Annotated in this window: 6 protein-coding genes; 5 read left to right on the top strand and 1 reads right to left on the bottom strand. The window is 42.7% G+C overall.

The window, feature by feature from the left end; translation table 11 throughout:
* Positions 1 to 43: 43 nt before the first annotated feature.
* Complete coding sequence (locus tag BGP76_RS04985; protein ID WP_147407375.1) at positions 44 to 6727, bottom strand: OmpA family protein; 6684 nt, start codon at positions 6725 to 6727, stop codon at positions 44 to 46.
* 407 nt (positions 6728 to 7134) lie between these two features.
* Between BGP76_RS04985 and BGP76_RS20225 the strand changes: the two genes are divergently transcribed.
* The 5 genes from BGP76_RS20225 (at position 7135) to BGP76_RS04965 (ending at position 18602) form a co-directional block, all read left to right on the top strand.
* Positions 7135 to 7308, top strand: a complete 174-nt coding sequence (locus BGP76_RS20225; protein ID WP_158584060.1) for a hypothetical protein — start codon at positions 7135 to 7137, stop codon at positions 7306 to 7308.
* Between the two features lie 103 nt (positions 7309 to 7411).
* Positions 7412 to 8980, top strand: a complete 1569-nt coding sequence (locus tag BGP76_RS04980; protein WP_119843830.1) for a YdiU family protein — start codon at positions 7412 to 7414, stop codon at positions 8978 to 8980.
* A 111-nt stretch (positions 8981 to 9091) separates the two neighbouring features.
* Positions 9092 to 9769, top strand: a complete 678-nt coding sequence (locus BGP76_RS04975) for a hypothetical protein (protein WP_119843829.1) — start codon at positions 9092 to 9094, stop codon at positions 9767 to 9769.
* 82 nt (positions 9770 to 9851) lie between these two features.
* On the top strand, positions 9852 to 10478 hold the full coding sequence (locus tag BGP76_RS04970; protein WP_073118737.1) for a YceI family protein: 627 nt from the start codon (positions 9852 to 9854) through the stop codon (positions 10476 to 10478).
* Between the two features lie 891 nt (positions 10479 to 11369).
* The gene (locus tag BGP76_RS04965) at positions 11370 to 18602 is read left to right on the top strand and encodes a zinc-dependent metalloprotease (protein ID WP_119843828.1); all 7233 of its coding nucleotides are present in this window, start codon (positions 11370 to 11372) and stop codon (positions 18600 to 18602) included.
* Positions 18603 to 18967: the final 365 nt, after the last annotated feature.

The raw sequence follows: 18967 nt of genomic DNA, 5'->3' as shown, positions 1-18967 counted from the left end.
AAGAGGTCTTCTTCGCCTTTTTTGTTGTTATAAATCAAGAGCACTATTGAATGCCGCTTTCTTCGATCATCTGACCACTGAGTGTACCTGTCAATGAGATAAACTCTACACGTCGGTTCTCCGCTTTACCTGCTGATGTAGCATTGGTCGCGATAGGTTTAGACTCTCCCCATCCTTGGGTATATAGCCTTGCTTCAGAGATACCAAACTTAATCAAGGCATCCTTGATCGCCTCAGAGCGTCTCTCTGACAAGGATTGATTGGAGTCCTCTGTTCCGTCACTATCCGTGTGTCCATCGATTCGGAATACCAAATCTGGATGTTCCTTCATCAAGGTAGCAATTCTATTCACTACGATAAATGACTCAGGCTTAAGTGTTGTCTTTCCAATATCAAACTGGATTCCCCTGGTGACAAATTTACCATTGGTAACAATCTGCTCATACAAGTTCAGCGCATCATCATCCAATGGACTGATTTCACATCCATTGCTATCAGAGATATTGACAGTGTATTTACCCAAGATCAAGTTTTGAATATCCTGCGTCGTTGCGCCATTGCTCCACTCATACTGATAAGGCTCTACCCCACCATAGACTGAGATAAAGATGGCTCCACTCTGATCCCCACAACACTTGACATTGTGAACCGAGTCGATCTTCATTCTCAGTTCATCAGGTTGGTTCACGAAAGCATTGATGGTGTTCAAACATCCATTGGCATCTGTCACCATCACTGAGTAGTTGTCCGCTTTGACCCCCAAGATATCCTCTGTAACTGCTCCATTGCTCCACGCATAAGCGTAAGGTTCTACCCCTCCACTTACGTCTATTTTCACTTCCCCAGTCTCATCATCAAAACACTTCACATCTTTGACATCCGTCAAATTGGACACAAACAGAGTAGGCTGTTCGATGGTGGCTTCTAGGTGATTGACACAACCGTTGGCTTGCGTGATCTTCAGTTCATAATGCCCCGCTACCAAACCAGTAATGTCTGCCGTTTTCTCACCATTGCTCCATTCAAAATCATAAGGACCGACACCCTCCAGTGCTGTGACATATATAGATCCTGTACTATCTCCGTGACACTGTATATCGGTAATCGCATCAATCGTATGTATCAACTTGACAGGTTGCTCTATAGTTGTTTTGATCACCGATGAACAACCATTTGCATCCGTCACAGTGACATCATAATCTCCCGCCAAAGCATCTTGAAGATACGGTGTATTCACGCCATTGTCCCAGTGATAGGTATAGGGTTCTACACCTCCTTTTACTGCTACACTGGCATACCCCGTTTCATCTCCATAACAGCTAACATTAGATACAGAGTCTATGCTCAATACTAGTAGCTGAGGTTCTTCAACTTTTGCGGTCAACTTCTGGATACAACCATTGGCATCCTTGACATTGACACTGTACTCGTCGGCGATTACATTGACCAGGTCTTCAGTGTGCGCACCATTGCTCCAAGCGTATTGGTATGGCGTAACACCTCCACTGACTGTAATATCTACCAAGCCCTTCTCATCGTCTTTGCAAAGATTGTTTTGTATGGTATCCAGTGCCAGCACCAGCTGTGCGGGCTGTAGTACCTGCGCTTGAATCTCTCCGACACACCCTTTGGCATCCGTGACAGCTAGTGAATATTGCCCTGCTACCACTTTTTTCAAATCTTGGCTGGTCTCACCACTACTCCATTTGTAGTTGAATGGTGCTGATCCTCCTTTGACGTCTATGCTAACGTTACCCTTTTGGTCTCCAAAACATGCGACATTGTCAATCGAAGCTATGCTCACCTTCATTTCTTCTGGTTCGGCGATCGTCGCTTCTAAAGTCTGTTGACAACCTAAAGAATCACGAATAATAACGTCATATACACCTGCGGAAAGATTTGATATATCCTGGATGCTATCTCCGTTGCTCCAGCTATAGGTATAGCTTCCAAACCCACCATACACATCTAGTGACACAGAGCCTTTTTTCTCTCCGAAGCAACTGTTGTCAACCACTTCTGTGATTTTAGCAACTAAAGCTGGTGGTTCGGAAATGACCGTACTCAATCCAACGACACAACCGTTGGCATCATAAATCTTGACAGAGTACTCTCCTGCGATTACTTCTGTAAGGTTCTGGGTTTTCTCTCCATTGCTCCAGCTGTATCTATAGGGCTCCACACCACCTAACACCTCGATCCTGACAGCCCCTTTATTATCTCCGTGACATTTGACGTTTTCTACGTCAACTATTTTAGCCACTAATTCATTAGGCTGAGCTATCTCTATGGTTTTAGATTTCTCACATCCATTCCGATCTGTTACCACAAAATCATAGCTACCAGCGGGGATATTCTTCAAATCTTGGCTAGTTGCACCATGGCTCCAGCTATAGGTATAAGGCTCCTGCCCTCCAGTGATCGTGAGTGCCACCGAACCTGTCTCAGCTCCGTAGCATAGTACATTCTTGACATCATCTACGATGATATTGATAGGCACTGGTTCAGATATTTTAGAAGTCACTACCTCCCTGTGATTGTTGGCATCAATGACAGTCAAGGCATAGTCCCCTGCCGGTACATTGGACAAATTCTGGATACTATCCCCATGATTCCACTCGAATCTATAGGGTCTCACTCCCCCTGTCACGTTGACATTGATAGCTCCAGTACTTTCTCCACTACAGGCAATATTGACCACCGACAAAATAGATAATTTCAATGCTGGTGGCTGCTTCACATTCATATTGAGTGATGCTTGGCACCCTTGATTATCAACAATATTCACAGAATAATTACCCGCTTGTATTTTTGAAATATCTTGAGTCTTAGCTCCATTACTCCAACTGTATACATAGGGTGCTACACCGCCTGTCACGTTGATATCTATGGCACCACTGCTGATTCCATAATTCATCACATTCGTCACACTTACAATCTGAGCATTCAGTTTTTCTGGTTCAGTAATCGTCACAGAGATGTGTGAGTCTGTACACCCGTTGGCATCTGTGATTTGAACTGAATAGGTTCCTTGCGGCACATTGGTCAAGTCTTGAGATACCGCCCCATTGCTCCATTGGTATGCATAGGGTGTAACTCCACCATTGACAGTGATGTTTATATTACCATCATACCCTCCAAAACAAGACACATTGGTAGACTCTACCAATGCACTAGTCAACAGCATCGGTTCTGTAATCTCAGTCGCTAACTCCTGAATACATCCATTGGCATCCGTTATTTTGACAGAGTACTTCCCTGCAGATAGGTTGGAAAGATTTTGTGTAGTCGCTCCGTTGCTCCATGCGAATACATAAGGCTGAATTCCTCCTCTGACATTGAGTGTAATGGCTCCCTCGTCATCTCCATTACATTTGATATGCTCTACTGACAACAAACTAGCTAAAAATGGCTTAGGTTGTTTCACTTCTGTAGATGCAGTCTTGGTACAACCATGCGCATCGGTCACGGTTAGTGTGTATTTGCCTGCACCTAAACCCGAAATATCCTCTGTGGTTTCACCATTGCTCCAGCTATAATCGTATGGTGCTACACCACCTTTGACAGATACTTGGATCAACCCCGTATTGTCACCATTACAAAGTACGTGTCCAACTGTATCCAATTTCATCAGCAATACCTCAGGCTCTTTGATTTGCGCCTGTAGTACATTTTTACATCCGTTTCCTTCTGAGATTTCAACAGAATAATTACCTGCAGAAACCCCTACAAGATCCTGAGTAGTCGCTCCATTATTCCAGCTGTACACATACGGCCCTACTCCCCCAATAATAGAAATATCTATTGCACCACTGTTATCGCCATGGCAACTTAAATCAGTGACTTCATTGACTGTATAAATCACTTCGGACGGCTGTCTAATGGTTGAATTAATCAATTCTGTACATCCGTTGGCATCTGTCACTGTCAACTTATAAGTTCCCGCAGGAATATTGGTGATATCTTGAGATGAAGCGCCATTGCTCCAAGTATAGGTGTAAGGCTGAACCCCTCCGCTAACGCGAACGTTGATAGCACCCGTACTCTGTCCAAAACATTTGACATGGACCTCAGACTCTAAGATGGCAATAAATCTAGATGGCTGAGAAATCATCACATCTTTGATATCAGAACAGCCATTGGCATCTGTAACCACTACAGAGTATTGGCCAGCTTTGAGACCTTTGATATCCTGTGTCACAGCTTCATTGCTCCACATATATTTGTATGGTGCTACTCCACCTTGAACAGTAAGATCGATGGCACCACTGGACTCACCATAACACAGTATGTTAGTCACATCGATACCAACTTCCAACAATGGCTTCTCTTCGACATAAGCAGACAGTTCATCGGTACAACCATTGCTATCTATGATTTCGACCTTGTATTCACCCGCCTTCAAATCCGTCACATCTTGTGATGTAGCTCCTGTACTCCAGCGGTACTTGTAAGGTGTTTCACCACCCGAAACATCAATATTAATTTCACCATTGCTCTCCCCAAAACACAAGTTATCTACCGTTCCAGATAGAGACGATATTAACTTGGTTGGTGAGGTTAGCTCTTTGGCGTATTTGACCTGACAGCCATTGGCATCTGTGATAGTCACAGAATAATCTCCTGCTTTTAAGTTCGCTATGTTTTGAGTAGAGTCTCCCGTGTTCCAGAGGTATTTATAGGGCAGTTCCCCTCCTGATATGTTCAAATTGATCTGACCTGTATTGTTGCCAAAACAATCAATATTCTTTACTTCCCCTTCTCTAACTACAAGCAACTCAGGTTGAGTCAGTTTTGTTTTCACGGATTTAATGCATCCATTAGCATCTGTGACAGTTACCTGATAGTCACCTGTCTTCACGCCACTTATATTTTGGGTTTTAGCTCCATTGCTCCATTCGAATTGATATGGAGTCGCTCCACCAGTGACAGTAATATCAACAGAACCTGAAGCATCATCGTAGCATAGGATATCAACTGTATTTTCTATATTGACAATCAATTCATCGGGTTGAGTAATAGAAGCAGACAATTCCAACTGACACCTATTGGCATCCATGATAGTCACAGAATAATCTCCTGCTTGCACGTCTATGATATCTTGTGAAATCATACCATTTCCCCAGTGATATTTGTAAGGTTCTACCCCACCTTTCACTTCAATATCAATCTCTCCTCTATTCTCTCCATTACAAAGAATGTTCTTTACAGAAACAACAGACGCTTCAAATAACTCAGGTTGTCTAAGCACCGTATCAATTTCAATCTTGTGATTGTTGGCATCCGTAATGACCACTGAGTATTTCCCTGCTTTCAGCCCACTAATATCTTCTGTAGTACTCCCGTTGTTCCACAAAAATGAATATGGCTTCACTCCACCGTAAACATAGATGGATACCTCCCCTGATTCATCTCCATTACACTTGATATCGACTGCCTTATCGATTCTAGCATTTAGGGCGGATGGTTGACCTATCGTTACATTGATGATTTTGCTACAACCCGTAGCATCAGAGACCCTCACATTGTAGTTACCAGAGTTCAGTCCTTCTACATCTTGTGTCAAACTACCGTTATTCCACTTGTACTTATACGGCGCTACACCGCCTGTCACATCTATATCGATTTCACCATCAAGACCTCCGTAGTAAGACACGTCACTAGAAGACACCAATGTCACTAGCAGGTTTTCTGGCTGGGTGATCTCTACAGACACACTCTCTTTACAGCCATTTTTATCACTTACTTCTACGGCGTATGATCCTGCTTTCACTCCAGCTATATCCTGTGTTTCGGCACCCGTATTCCATTTGTAATCATAAGGGAATACCCCTCCATCTACTTTGACATTGATAGACCCCCCATTATCGCCATAGCACCTTACATTGTTGATTCGGTCAAAACCAATAGTCAACAATTCTGGCTCTAGGACTTTCGTCGTAGATACTTCTGTACATCCCTGCGAATCTTTAACAAGCACTTCATACTCTCCGGCTTTCAGATCCTTTAGATCTTCTGTAGATGCTCCGTTACTCCAACTATAAGTATAAGGAGGACTACCCCCTTGTACAGATATATCTACCTCTCCTGTTTGATCTCCATTACATAATATATTCTTCACATCGTCAATCGACCTGACGATGAGCGGTTTTTCATCTATAAAGCCCCTGACTATTTCTTGACAGTTGTTAGCGTCTGTCACCAACACTGAATACTCACCCGAAATAACTCCCTTGAGATCTTGTGTCTTCGCACCATTGCTCCAGTTGTAAGTATAGGGCGCTACTCCCCCTTCTACCTCAATATCAATTTCTCCCTGATTGTAGCCGTAGCACAGAATATCCTTTACTTCGACTATTCTCGGCAACATTTTTTGCGGTTGCTTTACCACGACTGTCAGCGTATCACTACAGCTAAAGTTGTCATAGACGGCTACTTTATACTCTCCTGCTTCGAGTGCTGCCACATCTTGTGTGGTGCTCCCATTGCTCCAGAAATACTGATAAGGTGGGAACCCTCCCTCTGCAGAAATGTTGATAGCTCCCTTTGCCTCCCCATGACAAACGTTATCAGTAACTGCCTCTAAAGAAACAATGATTTTTGGCGATTGTGTAATGATAATCCCGACCCCCTTCTTTTTTGGAGGAGGGTCTTGTTCCTGTGCATATAGACTGGATATACCAAAAAGCAAAAAAACAATAAGTAGTAAATGGTTCTTAGTTCTCATGATGCTGCTGCTGATCAATAATTAGAAAGTGAGACATCCGGTGTAGTAACAAAATATTGACTACATCCAGTATTTTGTATAAATATTTAAACAATATGTCAGCAAATATACTCCAGAGCCATGCCTAATAATATTGGTATATCCCCCTATATTCTATCTAGGAGGTTTACTTAGTGACAGTAAATAAACTGTTTCAAAACACCCCAAAAACACCCCTTCAGTACCAATGTTATTGTACAAGCCATATACCTCTCGATAAAACACACATCTACTAATAGTACCCTTAATCAGAATCCATTTTAACCCTTAGAAATTAAATATTTCAGCATGGTACTACACTGTAGATTACCGTTCAAAATTTGATATAAAATCATATGCGTAACAAACAACGTTTTATATAAAATACAATGAGCGAAAAGCACAAAACAAACCTTACGTTTCCTTCTCGAACACTAACGATCACACGTGAATCGACTCTATCCGCTCGACTAGAGGTCTATGTAACACTCTATCACCCCACCCGACGAGCCACAGATGCTATCCAAACCCAACATCAGAATATTGCCGAGACAATATTGTAAACAAGTCATATTGTAGTTGAAATGTCTTTAGGAATAAGCAAGTAGTCTTATGGAGGATAGACAAATCCTCCTAACTTCGTACAGGAAACTATTGACATCCCTTATGAGTGATCTACTACAGCAGCCCATCAACCCTCGTTTCATCGAAGCACTTCCTGCCGATCCCATAGCAGCGAACTATCCACGACAGGTACATGGGGCATGCTATTCACCTGTAGAGACCAAAACGCCTAGTCATCCTGAGATGATACACTATTCTGAGGTACTGTTAGAAGAGTGGGGATTGAATATAGCCGATCAAGAGGAGTTTCTTCGAGTGGTGAGCGGTGCAAAGCCCTATCAGGATTTCATCCCCTATGCTATGTGCTATGGCGGGCATCAGTTTGGGCACTGGGCAGGACAACTCGGTGATGGTCGAGCCATCAATATAGCCGACATCCTAATCCATAATCAGCCCATGCAACTACAGCTGAAAGGTTCAGGACCAACACCTTACTCTAGAACTGCGGATGGTTTTGCGGTACTCCGGTCATCGATTAGAGAATATCTGTGTAGTGAAGCGATGCATCATTTGGGTATCCCGACTACACGTGCCTTGTCTCTGGTCAAAACAGGTGATCTCGTCATGCGAGACATGCTCTACAACGGTAACCCTGCACAAGAGCAAGGAGCAGTCGTCTGCCGTACTGCACCTTCTTTCATCCGTTTTGGAAGCTTTCAGATATTTGCTTCACGAGGCGAGACAGAAGTCCTAAGACAGTTGGTCGATCACACCATAGAACAACACTTTCCTCATCTGGGTACTCCTTCTAAAGAGACCTACTTGGCGTTTTTCCAAGAAGTAGTGACCCGTACCAAAGACATGATCGTTCATTGGCAGAGAGTGGGGTTCGTGCATGGAGTCATGAACACGGACAACCTATCGATCCTCGGTCTCACAATAGACTATGGCCCATACGGATGGCTGGAAGACTATAACCCTAGCTGGACACCCAATACGACTGATGCGCAGCAGAGCCGCTACCGATTTGGCAATCAACCCAACATCGCCGTATGGAATCTCATGCAGCTCGCCAATGCACTCTATCCATTGATCGACGAAGCAGAGCCACTACAGGAAATTTTAGACGGATACAAAGATGCTTACCTGATGGACTATCACCAGATGATGTGTGCTAAGATTGGGCTGGATCAAACAGAGAAAGTAGAAGAGACAATAATCACTCGCTTGACACAGTTGCTTGGTCAGTCGGAGCAGGATATGACTTTGTTTTTCAGAGAATTATCAGCCATTGATTCGAGTGACTGGGCTACCTTTTGGCAAATGCTAGAACGAACCAGTTATATGAAAGCCCATGAGATGACTCCACTGCACACACAATGGGAGTCGTGGCATGCTAGTTATCGTGATTTGCTCCTAGCCGAAAACCAAGAGTCAAATGCACGTCGTAAAAAAATGAATGCAGTCAATCCAAAATACGTCCTGCGCAACTACATGGCACAGCTTGCTATCGATGCAGCAGAGCAGGGAGACTATACGCTGGTAAACGAACTCTACCAAATGCTACGCCAACCCTACAACGAACAACCCCAGTATGAAAAGTGGTACACCAAACGCCCCGAATGGGCACGACATAAGGTCGGTTGTTCGATGCTTTCTTGTAGTTCATGAATGGTCGATGTGATGGGTCATGAGCCTCTGAAAGTAAGTATTTCACATCTTATCTGTTAGTATGCTGATCGTATCATATTATTGCATCGACGAATAATAACGGTCAATCCAATGATACAAAGCAAGGTAAAGTTGTCACATATCTCTATAGATGAGCTACTCGAAGAAGTGCGCGACGAATATCCAGACGCTAGCTATGATTACAAAAAACATCTGGTACAAATCAGTGAAGCCAATCACACCGTAGCATACATTCGTATACCGCTTCATCTATCAATAGATTCGTCACTTGCCATCGCAGACGAAGAAACTACCGTACTGTATCTGACCATTGAATCTGGTAATGCTGCGATATGCATTATGCAAGGAACACATCAAGTATTTCATACGACTTTCTCGTCTTACATGACTCGCAAGAAGCAAGGTTTCAGTCAAATCAAATACCTAAATAAGAAGGGAAAATCCAGAGCTGGCTCTAGAGTTCGATTGGCTTCCACCCTGGATTTTTTCGAAAACATCAATGCGACATTAACAGATTTGCTAGAGACTTTCGAAGTGGAGCGCATAGCCCTAGACTGCAACAAGACGCTGATACCTTATCTATACCAATCCTCGGTTGCTTGCCCTTTTGACAAAAAAGACACACGCCTGTATAAGATTCCATTGCATATCCCTCAGTCCAATTTCACTAATCTGGAATCCACCATCAAAAAACTAGAGTCCCCAGTATTGTTTTGTAATGAAGCCTCACAGACATCTCTCGAAGATTTTTTTGGAGGTTTAAACTAAACTTGCTCAAAATAGGTGTTGCAACATCTATTGAGCTCAGTATTTCTTCGTAGTTTTATACCAAACTAAAAACACAACTACTATGAATTCAAAAATTAGTCTAGTACTCGCCATCGTAGCGACTGTCATCATGACATCATGCGGAGACAAAAAATCAAGTACTGAAACCACTACTACGGAAGAAGCATCCACAGCTGTAGCAGCTTCTTATACAGTAGACAAAGCAGCTTCTACAGTGGCCTGGTCAGGAGAAGTCGCCGGCGTATATGGTCACAACGGTGTAATCGAAATCGCAGAAGGCACCATCACTACAGCAGGAGACAGCATCTCTGGTGGTACCGTTGTAATCGACATGACGACTATCCAGCCATTAGACTCTGCATCTTACTCTGAGGAGCATCCTGCATCTGATTTGGTGGCTCATTTATCTACTGAAGATTTCTTCAAGGTTGAAGAAAATCCTACTTCTACATTCGTGATCAAAAGCCAAGAAGGCAGCGAGCTAGTCGGTGATTTGACTGTAAGAGGGATCACCAAAGAAGAAAAAGCGACAATCAAATCACTAGTAGTAACACCAGAAGGGTTGACTGCATCAGCTGAGTTGGTATTTGACCGTCAGGACTATGAGGTGAGCTGGGTTCACTACATGGAGGATATGATCCTATCAGACGACATCACCATCAAGTTGGATATCGTGGCTAAGCCATAATCCAACCACATAATTAACAATATGAAAACCGATCCTTTGGATCGGTTTTTTTGTTTGGGACTATAAAACAGAATTACTGGTCTCCAATTAATTCCATTCAAAGACATGCCATAGAAGTCTTTTCTACTTGAAAGGCTACTCTTTGAAAAAGGCCGTACCACCGATTTAAAAAAGGGTTTACAACAAACACCTCAAGGTTGTACAACCAAAGGTCAAAGCTTGCGCAACCACAGATCTTAGCTTGAACAACAAAGGAGCAGAGGTTGTGCACTTTGGGTAAACCTGTCTAAACAGAATTCAGCTGTTTATGTAGCCTCCTCCATAAATTCGCGATCAAAAGCTAAGAAGACAGTAAGCTTGTGGGTAATTTGACTGTAGAAGGGATCACCAAAGAACAAAAAGCTACCATCAAATCAGTAGTAACGCCAGAAGGATTGACTTCATCAGCTAAATTGGTATTCGACTGTCAACTATGAGGTGAGTTGGGTTTACTACATGGAGGATATGATCCTATCAGATGACATCACCATCAAACTGGATATCGTGGCTAAGCCATAATTCAGATATACTTAACGATATCAAAACCTGTCCTTTAGATCGTTTTTTTGAGGCATAAAACAGGTATTGATATAGCGTTGATTTGGCTTGTGTGCCACACGTTAAGGAAGAGGAATTTGCTATGCTGAAAGGTATATATGGTGAGAGTCGGCACCTTGGAAACTTTTCTTCCTCTTGTAGGGATCCTATCAAGAAAACAGATATGAACGAATAATAACTAACCCTATACGAATATGTTTTTAAACCCGACACTTATTCAAAGCTCGGGAATCTAAATAAGGGAAATCGTAATTTTATACATACTATAATTTACGATTTTAAACCAACCTTATCATGAAACAAATAAGACAAACCCTATTGTCCATTTTGATGTGCTTTGCGATATACACGTCCCATGCACAAAAATCAACAAGCCATGTCCAATACTGTGGACAAGATTTACTCAACAACTGGATGGAGATTGAAAACTCCGACTTTAGCCAACAACTAAAGAAGCAGAACGAAGATATTGAGCTTCGGATGAATGAAAGTGCACGAATGGCCATGACAACTAGTGCAGTCAATGGAATTTATCATATCCCCGTTGTGTTTCACTTTATAGTTAGCCAAGCCACACTAAGCCAACTCCCAAACGGGCCTGGGTGGACTGATGAATACCGAATGTACAAGGCATTCTATGATGGTGGTGCTAGCGCCAGTAGCAACCGGCTCTTGGATCAACTAGCGAGAATCAATACAGAATTTTCGGATGCCAACATCTCTTTTTGTAGTGCACAGCTTGCCCCACAGACTTTCCCATGGCAGCAGATAACTGATCCCTCCACTGGAACTGTCTTTGAAACAGCTGGTGCGACCTATACGGTTGACAATACGCTAGCACATATGAACGGAATGATCAGTGCACAAGCCATACAGTTGGAGCAGGCATTGCCCTTCAACCAGGCCAACGAACCTCAATACCTAAATGTATACGTTACCGAAACTACCGCTTTGGGAAATCAAACAGTGGGCGGCTATGCTCTCCCTGGCGGGATTGATGGTAACGGGATTTATGTATCCCAATTTTTGTTCGGTGACAATACAGGCAACAACCCCAACTATTTTTTGCCTGCAAGTGTATCTCCTCAATACGAACAAGGCAAGACTGCGGTACATGAGGTCGGCCATTGGCTTTCTTTATGGCACACCTTTGCCACGGATGGCGCATGTACCAATCTAACTTTACCACCACACCTTATGCCTCATGGAGACTTTGTCGCGGATACCCCTCCGCAAAATAATCCTTCCCTCCAGTGCAGCACGACCAATATGATCTCATGTACTAGCACGCTAGTTCCAGGTAACAACCACATGGATTATACAACCGATAATTGTAAAGTACCTAATGGTTCGGTGATGCCCTTTACATTAGGACAAATTCAGCGGATGCACCTATATCTTGATAATTTTTTGGAAAACATACATTCACATACCAACAGACTCTTGACAGGTATTGAGAAGAATGGATGTGTGAATAGCCCTATTCCCTTTACAGCGGAATTTGAAATCGACAGTAACATATTATGTGAAGCCCAATCTATACAAGTAGAAGGGCTAGATATAGCCCTTCTACCTGCAGGTCACAGTCTACAGTGGCGTCTGACGCTCACAGATGGTACGACCACACACCATGTCCCCTCGGCGAGTACGTACAACACAGGTGCTATTAACACCTCATTTCCGACTTTAGGCATGGGACAAGGTACCTTTACTATGAGCTCGGAAATGATCATCACCGATCCGAGTAGTGCCACCACGACGATTTCCTACCAACTGAATGACCCTATATTAATAGAAGATTGTACCGCTTCGGCACAGAAGTATACCCGTAGCTATGAATACCCTGAAGGAGACTTGGACAATATGTCCATCGTCACCACACACGCAGGAGATGGCTATATCGTATCAGGTAGCAACAGGAACTTGACTACCGACATTAGCTCAACGATTGTATTACGGGCAGATTTGTTTGGCAATATCCTCTGGGAACGAACTTTCGACAACAATGGTCAAAACATCAGAGGGTTGGACATCATCCGAAACAACAGTACCACCGATACATATATCATTGCAGGGTCTGTAGAAAGTACCGCAGGCAACGACGACATACTGGTCATGGAGATCGATGAATCGGGTAATCCTACATCTGTAGCAGGTAATCCTTTTTCTATCAACATCTCCTCAGGCCCAACACAAAACAGTTCCGCTGCTTTCGAAATCATTAATACTGTAGATGGAGGTTTTGCACTAGCAGGCTATGTAGGCGCAGGGTTAGAATTTGCAGACGCCAAAGAGCAATTGATTGTCAAATTAAATCAAAACTTTTCTGTTGCATGGTCAGAACGATACGACTACTCTAACAACAGTACTAGTGACCTAGATGTGGCCAATTCGATTTTAGAAATCCCTAATTATAACGGGACTGGCGTCAATGCTTATTTTCTAGGTGGATCAAGGAACAGGATGACACTTTCGGGTCTTCAACATAGCAATACATCTATGTTACTCACAGACAACGTAACTACTCGTACAGTCATCTGGAATGATACTTGGCAAGGTAACGAGCGAGATTTCGCATATGATGCACTTTATGACGCTAACCAAAATGTGATCTATCAGTCTTCTTTCAATAGTGAAAAACATGGAAATGTAATCGCTATGTTAGACCCTACAAATGGCAATATATTGGGTTGGTACGATAGTAAATTGAGTAATATAGAAGAGTATTTAGGAACACAACTCTTAGAAAATGCTGCAGGTGATTCTTTAGTTTTAACTGGTTATGCCCACTGGGATGGTTTCCAACCAACTGCAGACCGAATAGATAAGCTCACTTTTACAAATCAAACGGCAGGTAGATTCAATGTAAACATGTTTGATACTCATCTTGACAATGTATGGCACAACCAAAACATCTACGGCTTTGACAGCCACAGTGATGCCTATGCTTTTCCTAAAAGTACAACCTTGAGCCCCAATGGAGGATATATGATTGTAGTAGGTGGTAGAGATAATGATTTCCCTGATCATACCAATAAGCTAACCTTCATCAAGATCAATACAGACTTAATGACTGCATGTCAAGCGAATGAAGAAACTGAAGCATTAGACGGATATACACTAAGAACAACACTACCAGTAATCACCCATACAGCTAATAATAGTGGTGTAAACCTCGCGAATGGTACCAATACTTTGGCGACCGAGTTTCCTTGTGCGACTTACTGTGATGGAGGGTTGATCAATACAACAGAGGTGATTTGTGGTAGCAATCCAGTTGTGTCATTAAATATCGATTCTGCCTACCCGATTCAGAACACCAACATGGTCTGGTCCCCTGCCAACTTGGTCACTCCTACCAGCGACCCACGCATATTTGAGACAGTAGCCCTAACAGAACCACAGGTTATCACACTACAAGGCTTTTCAACTCAAGGTGGATGTTTGATTTACGAGCAGACTTTTAACATTTCGTTTCCTGCCGGTAATGACTATAATTTTACGGATTGTACTGGGCTACCTTCTATTAACCTATGTTATATGCTAAGTATAATGGATGCTGGATCGACAGATGGCATTTGGTATGTAGGCACTGTAAGCGCAAGCACTGAGCTCAATAGCACAAACTATCCTGCTCCAGCTAGTTGGCCACCTACTACTTACCCATACGTGTCAGGACAAAATACGGGCTGTAACGCTAGTCCCTCTATAGGTATTGATGCTACTCCTACTACATTAGTTTATCAAGTAATAGACCCAGTGACTGGGTGTATTGATGAATCTATATTAACAATAGACACGGACGCCAATAGTATAGATCCTAATTTCGACCCAGCGACAAGTACCAGCCCATATTTGTATTGGGATTTTAGATCTCAGCTTCCAGATGATGATTTTGGGCAGTATATCTTTACTTGTAGTCCTAACGACATTGATTTTATACCTGTAGACCAAAGGTCATCTATTGGCCACAATTGGAAGTTTGATGAACAGAACTCTAACCTACAAACTTTCAGTACTAGCGTAAACCCACAATTCAGTATCAATAACATTGTCTACGGTGCTATTTCGCCTAATGCTAATGCTGAAGCTATCGACGTAGAACATACACTTACCTCTCTATGTGGTGAAGACACGACAGTAGCAGCACTGATAATAGTACCTGAGATAGATCCTAGCATAGTGATCGATCCCCTCTCCGATTGTAGTCATAATTTGACGGTAACTGATAACGTATTTGCTATTAGAGACCTTATACTTTCTAATCCGAATTTTTCTAGCTTAACAGGTATACCGAGTATTGATGCCTTTGCTTCCATCATATGGAATGATGCCAATGGTATCGTAATCGGGTCTGGTCAAACCTATCAGGCCACAGCGGACGGTACTTATACTGCTACGATCACTTATTTTGGCGGGTCGTGTACAGCGTCTGTATCGGCAACTGTCACAGGTACAAATACATTTACGCTCAATGACATCAGTATAGATGGATGTGATATCGGCAATGGTACAGGGATATTTGATCTAGCTGCAACGCAAGGTGCTATTAGTTCCTTATCTGGGCTGACCTTTACGTGGTGGGAAGATGCCATTCAAACTATTCAGATCAATACGTCTACACCATACATAGGCCCAGCGGGTACAGTATACGCTGTAGCTAGCTCTCCAGATGGCTGCCAAAGCATGGCTACCGTTTCGTTGAATCTAAAAGACGCACCGATACTAATAGTGAATGGTGAAACGGAATTGTGTGCCGGAGATCTCTTAGAACTCCAAGCTACTGCCGATGGTGGAGTACCACCTTATTCGATTGACTGGGTATACAACAACGGCAATAACACCCACACTGGCAATGTACTACAAGTAACCAGCTCTGTAGGTGTGAGCAGCTATCAAGTGACCGTTACAGATGCCAATGGGTGCTCCACGACACAGACCATAGATGTCCGTGCGACCTCCTGTTGTCCTATACAGAAAGACGAGGACTATTTTCAAATTACTGATTACCAATCAGGCAACCATCTCGTCACTAATGGTGATTACATAATTTGGCCAGACAAAGTATATATTGGCCCTGGACTCACAGTAGTCGTATCAGGCAAAGAAAGTGTTCTGGATATCACTAATTGTGATGTAGTCTTTGGGGAATGTGCCAAAATAGAAGTAAGAAACGGTGCAAGGATAATCGCAAACAATGCTGTACTGAGACCCTGTGATGAAATGCAAACGTGGCAAGGTGTAGAGTTCATCTTCGAAGAAAAGTCTGCCCCTACTGGTAGTTTTACCGAATCAACCTTTATCAATGCTACGACAGGCATTGGCATCAGACGAGCAAACCAAATAGACACTGGTATCCCTGTGGAAGTTGAGATCACAAACAATTTGTTCTTAAACAACAAGACAGGCGTTCAAATAGCTAATGACTATTTCGAGGGGGCTATTACTGGAAATACCTTTAAGATAGAAAAGCAAGTAGCTGAGCTCCACTACTGTGGTGAGAAAGAACCTAATAGTTCACCATCGGTCAACTTTGGTGGGATCAAGCTCATTAGTAATGAATACTTGAACTATTCGGTTATAAATCACAACGTCATCGCACAAAACGATTTTGTAAAAGGAATAAACCTTATTTCCGAAGAAAGTAAACTGATCCAGTTCGATGGTATTCATATGATCGGTACGGTAGGAACCAGTATTTCATTCAATCAATTCACCAACAATGATCGCAGTGTCATCATGCTCCGTGTCATTGATGTAACAGTAGAAAACAATAGCATGGAAGTCACCCGTAGGTCCAATGCAGATTTAGGCACCTATCAAATCAGCTTTGACGGTGTGGGCAATTACGATTTCAATGCTTTGATCCAAAACAATGAAATACTGAACTCAGCAGAACTGCTGTACGAAAGCAATGCCACCAACAGCAATGGAAATTTCGTAGGTACAGGAGCCATCTATGCATCTAAGGGTGGTAAAGTCCAAATTGAGTCCAACAAAATAATCGGGTATGAGATTGGCATATTCATAGACAATCACAAGTCTGCTGGTATCCTGAGTCGTATCGTCAACAATGACATACAGACACACACCTATGGTATCTATCAGCGTGATACACGCTGGACTACTGAAATTTACACGTCATTCATTGGCTGTAACACGATAGACATGTTGCTCAACGTACCTGGAAATACCCTCTCATCTGGTGTGGTTGGATATTACTTGGACTATACTTCCACAACAGTCACCTCTACTAATCCAGCCTCTAATAGTAAGATTATCTCCAACGTGTTTTTATTCGGCAACTGTATCAAAAACACTACTTCGGCAGTCAAATTGGTACACACTAACCCTGCCCCTAGCTCTTCATCTACGCTACCACTCATGATTCGAATGGAAAACAACTACCTCTACAACTATAGGTACGCGGGATTAGACATCACGGATTTTCATGGCACGGTACAGCAAAACAATAGCTTCATTAGCAACCAACCACAAGCAGTAGCAGACATTCACTCCAACCGAGTGATTCCTCTGGTGATTCCAAACAATCAATTACCTATTGTCTCTAAACTAAGTCACTTTGGAATAGATAATGCACCTACTGCTGGTGGCAATGGCACTGTGTATGCTACACACATTGATTATCCTTCGGTCACCAGCTGTGGCAACCAAGACGCAGGCAGTAGCTTGAAAAAGAATTTCATCGACTATTGTGAAAACGAGAATTGGGCTGATAAGCCTAAAGCAGCTATTGCTGAACAGCATGGCAATACGGTAAGCCTGAATGATGACTACCAAGAAATACTGCTAAGACAAGCTGAAGAATCACTAGACCAAGTCGTATCAACCACTTTCGAAATGGTAAATACACTCACTGACGAATCAGATCAATCCAGACTCGTAGACTTTGTGAATCAGCATAACTGGCTTTCTCATCAAGACAACCAATGGCTTACCTACTATCGTCTAGCCAATCAGTCCAACTATGAGCAAGCTCAGGTACAGCTTGCCTCAATGATCGCTATAGACGAACAAGATAGACAGCACCTCTTTATTGAAAGCTTACTAATTGGTAAACTGTTGGACAGTGAAGCTGATCATTTTGGAATCTCTGAAATGGTAACCCTGCAGAATATCGGTAACACAGATACAAAATGGAGTACCTTAGCCAATGCGCTGTTACATAGTCAAGGAGATGATAATCACTATTCATACCCTAGTACTGCTAGAACCACTGCCTACTCAGATACGGAAGTGTATAATTTGGATATGAATGCACTGAGTGTATATCCGAACCCGGCCAATGACCAAATCAATGTACTGGTCACAATGACCGAATCACTAGATACTGGCATATTCAAAATATATGACATCAGTGGCAGTGAGGTGCATAGCGTCACCGTCGATCTATTGTCCAATGTATCGGTCACCGTCGATATCTCTCAGCTACCTGCTGGTATCTACTTGATCAAATTAGACAACCACTCCGATAAACATCTGACTCAGAAGTTTATCAAAAAATAAACATCTCTTTACTTTAAGCTATAACCATAAAGGCACCACTCGGATCATATCGAGTGGTGCCTTTTTTACATATTCCCAGTTACTAATTACCCCCTGAAATAAAAAGAGTAGCGCGAGATCCTGTTCTAATGAAGTATATCTACTCAAGGAAACATTAAATCCATAGCCTACCTATCCAATGGGGCTTGAAGCCCCCTCCCAACCCTTCGTTGTGATCAGATACCTCTAAAGCTATTGCCGACCAGCGAGCCTTTCGTCGTGGAAACGGGTATTTGATACTAAGAGGCAAACTGGTATGGGAAAAAGATTCCTATTAGAGTTGTAATTCTTATTCAATGCTTCATTATCAAAAATGTCTACTTTAA

It is taken from the genome of Reichenbachiella sp. MSK19-1 (assembly GCF_003590315.1).
Classification (GTDB): domain Bacteria; phylum Bacteroidota; class Bacteroidia; order Cytophagales; family Cyclobacteriaceae; genus Reichenbachiella; species Reichenbachiella agariperforans.
The sequence above is the reverse complement of the archived record's forward strand: the minus strand, read 5'-3'. Positions and strand labels throughout refer to the sequence as shown.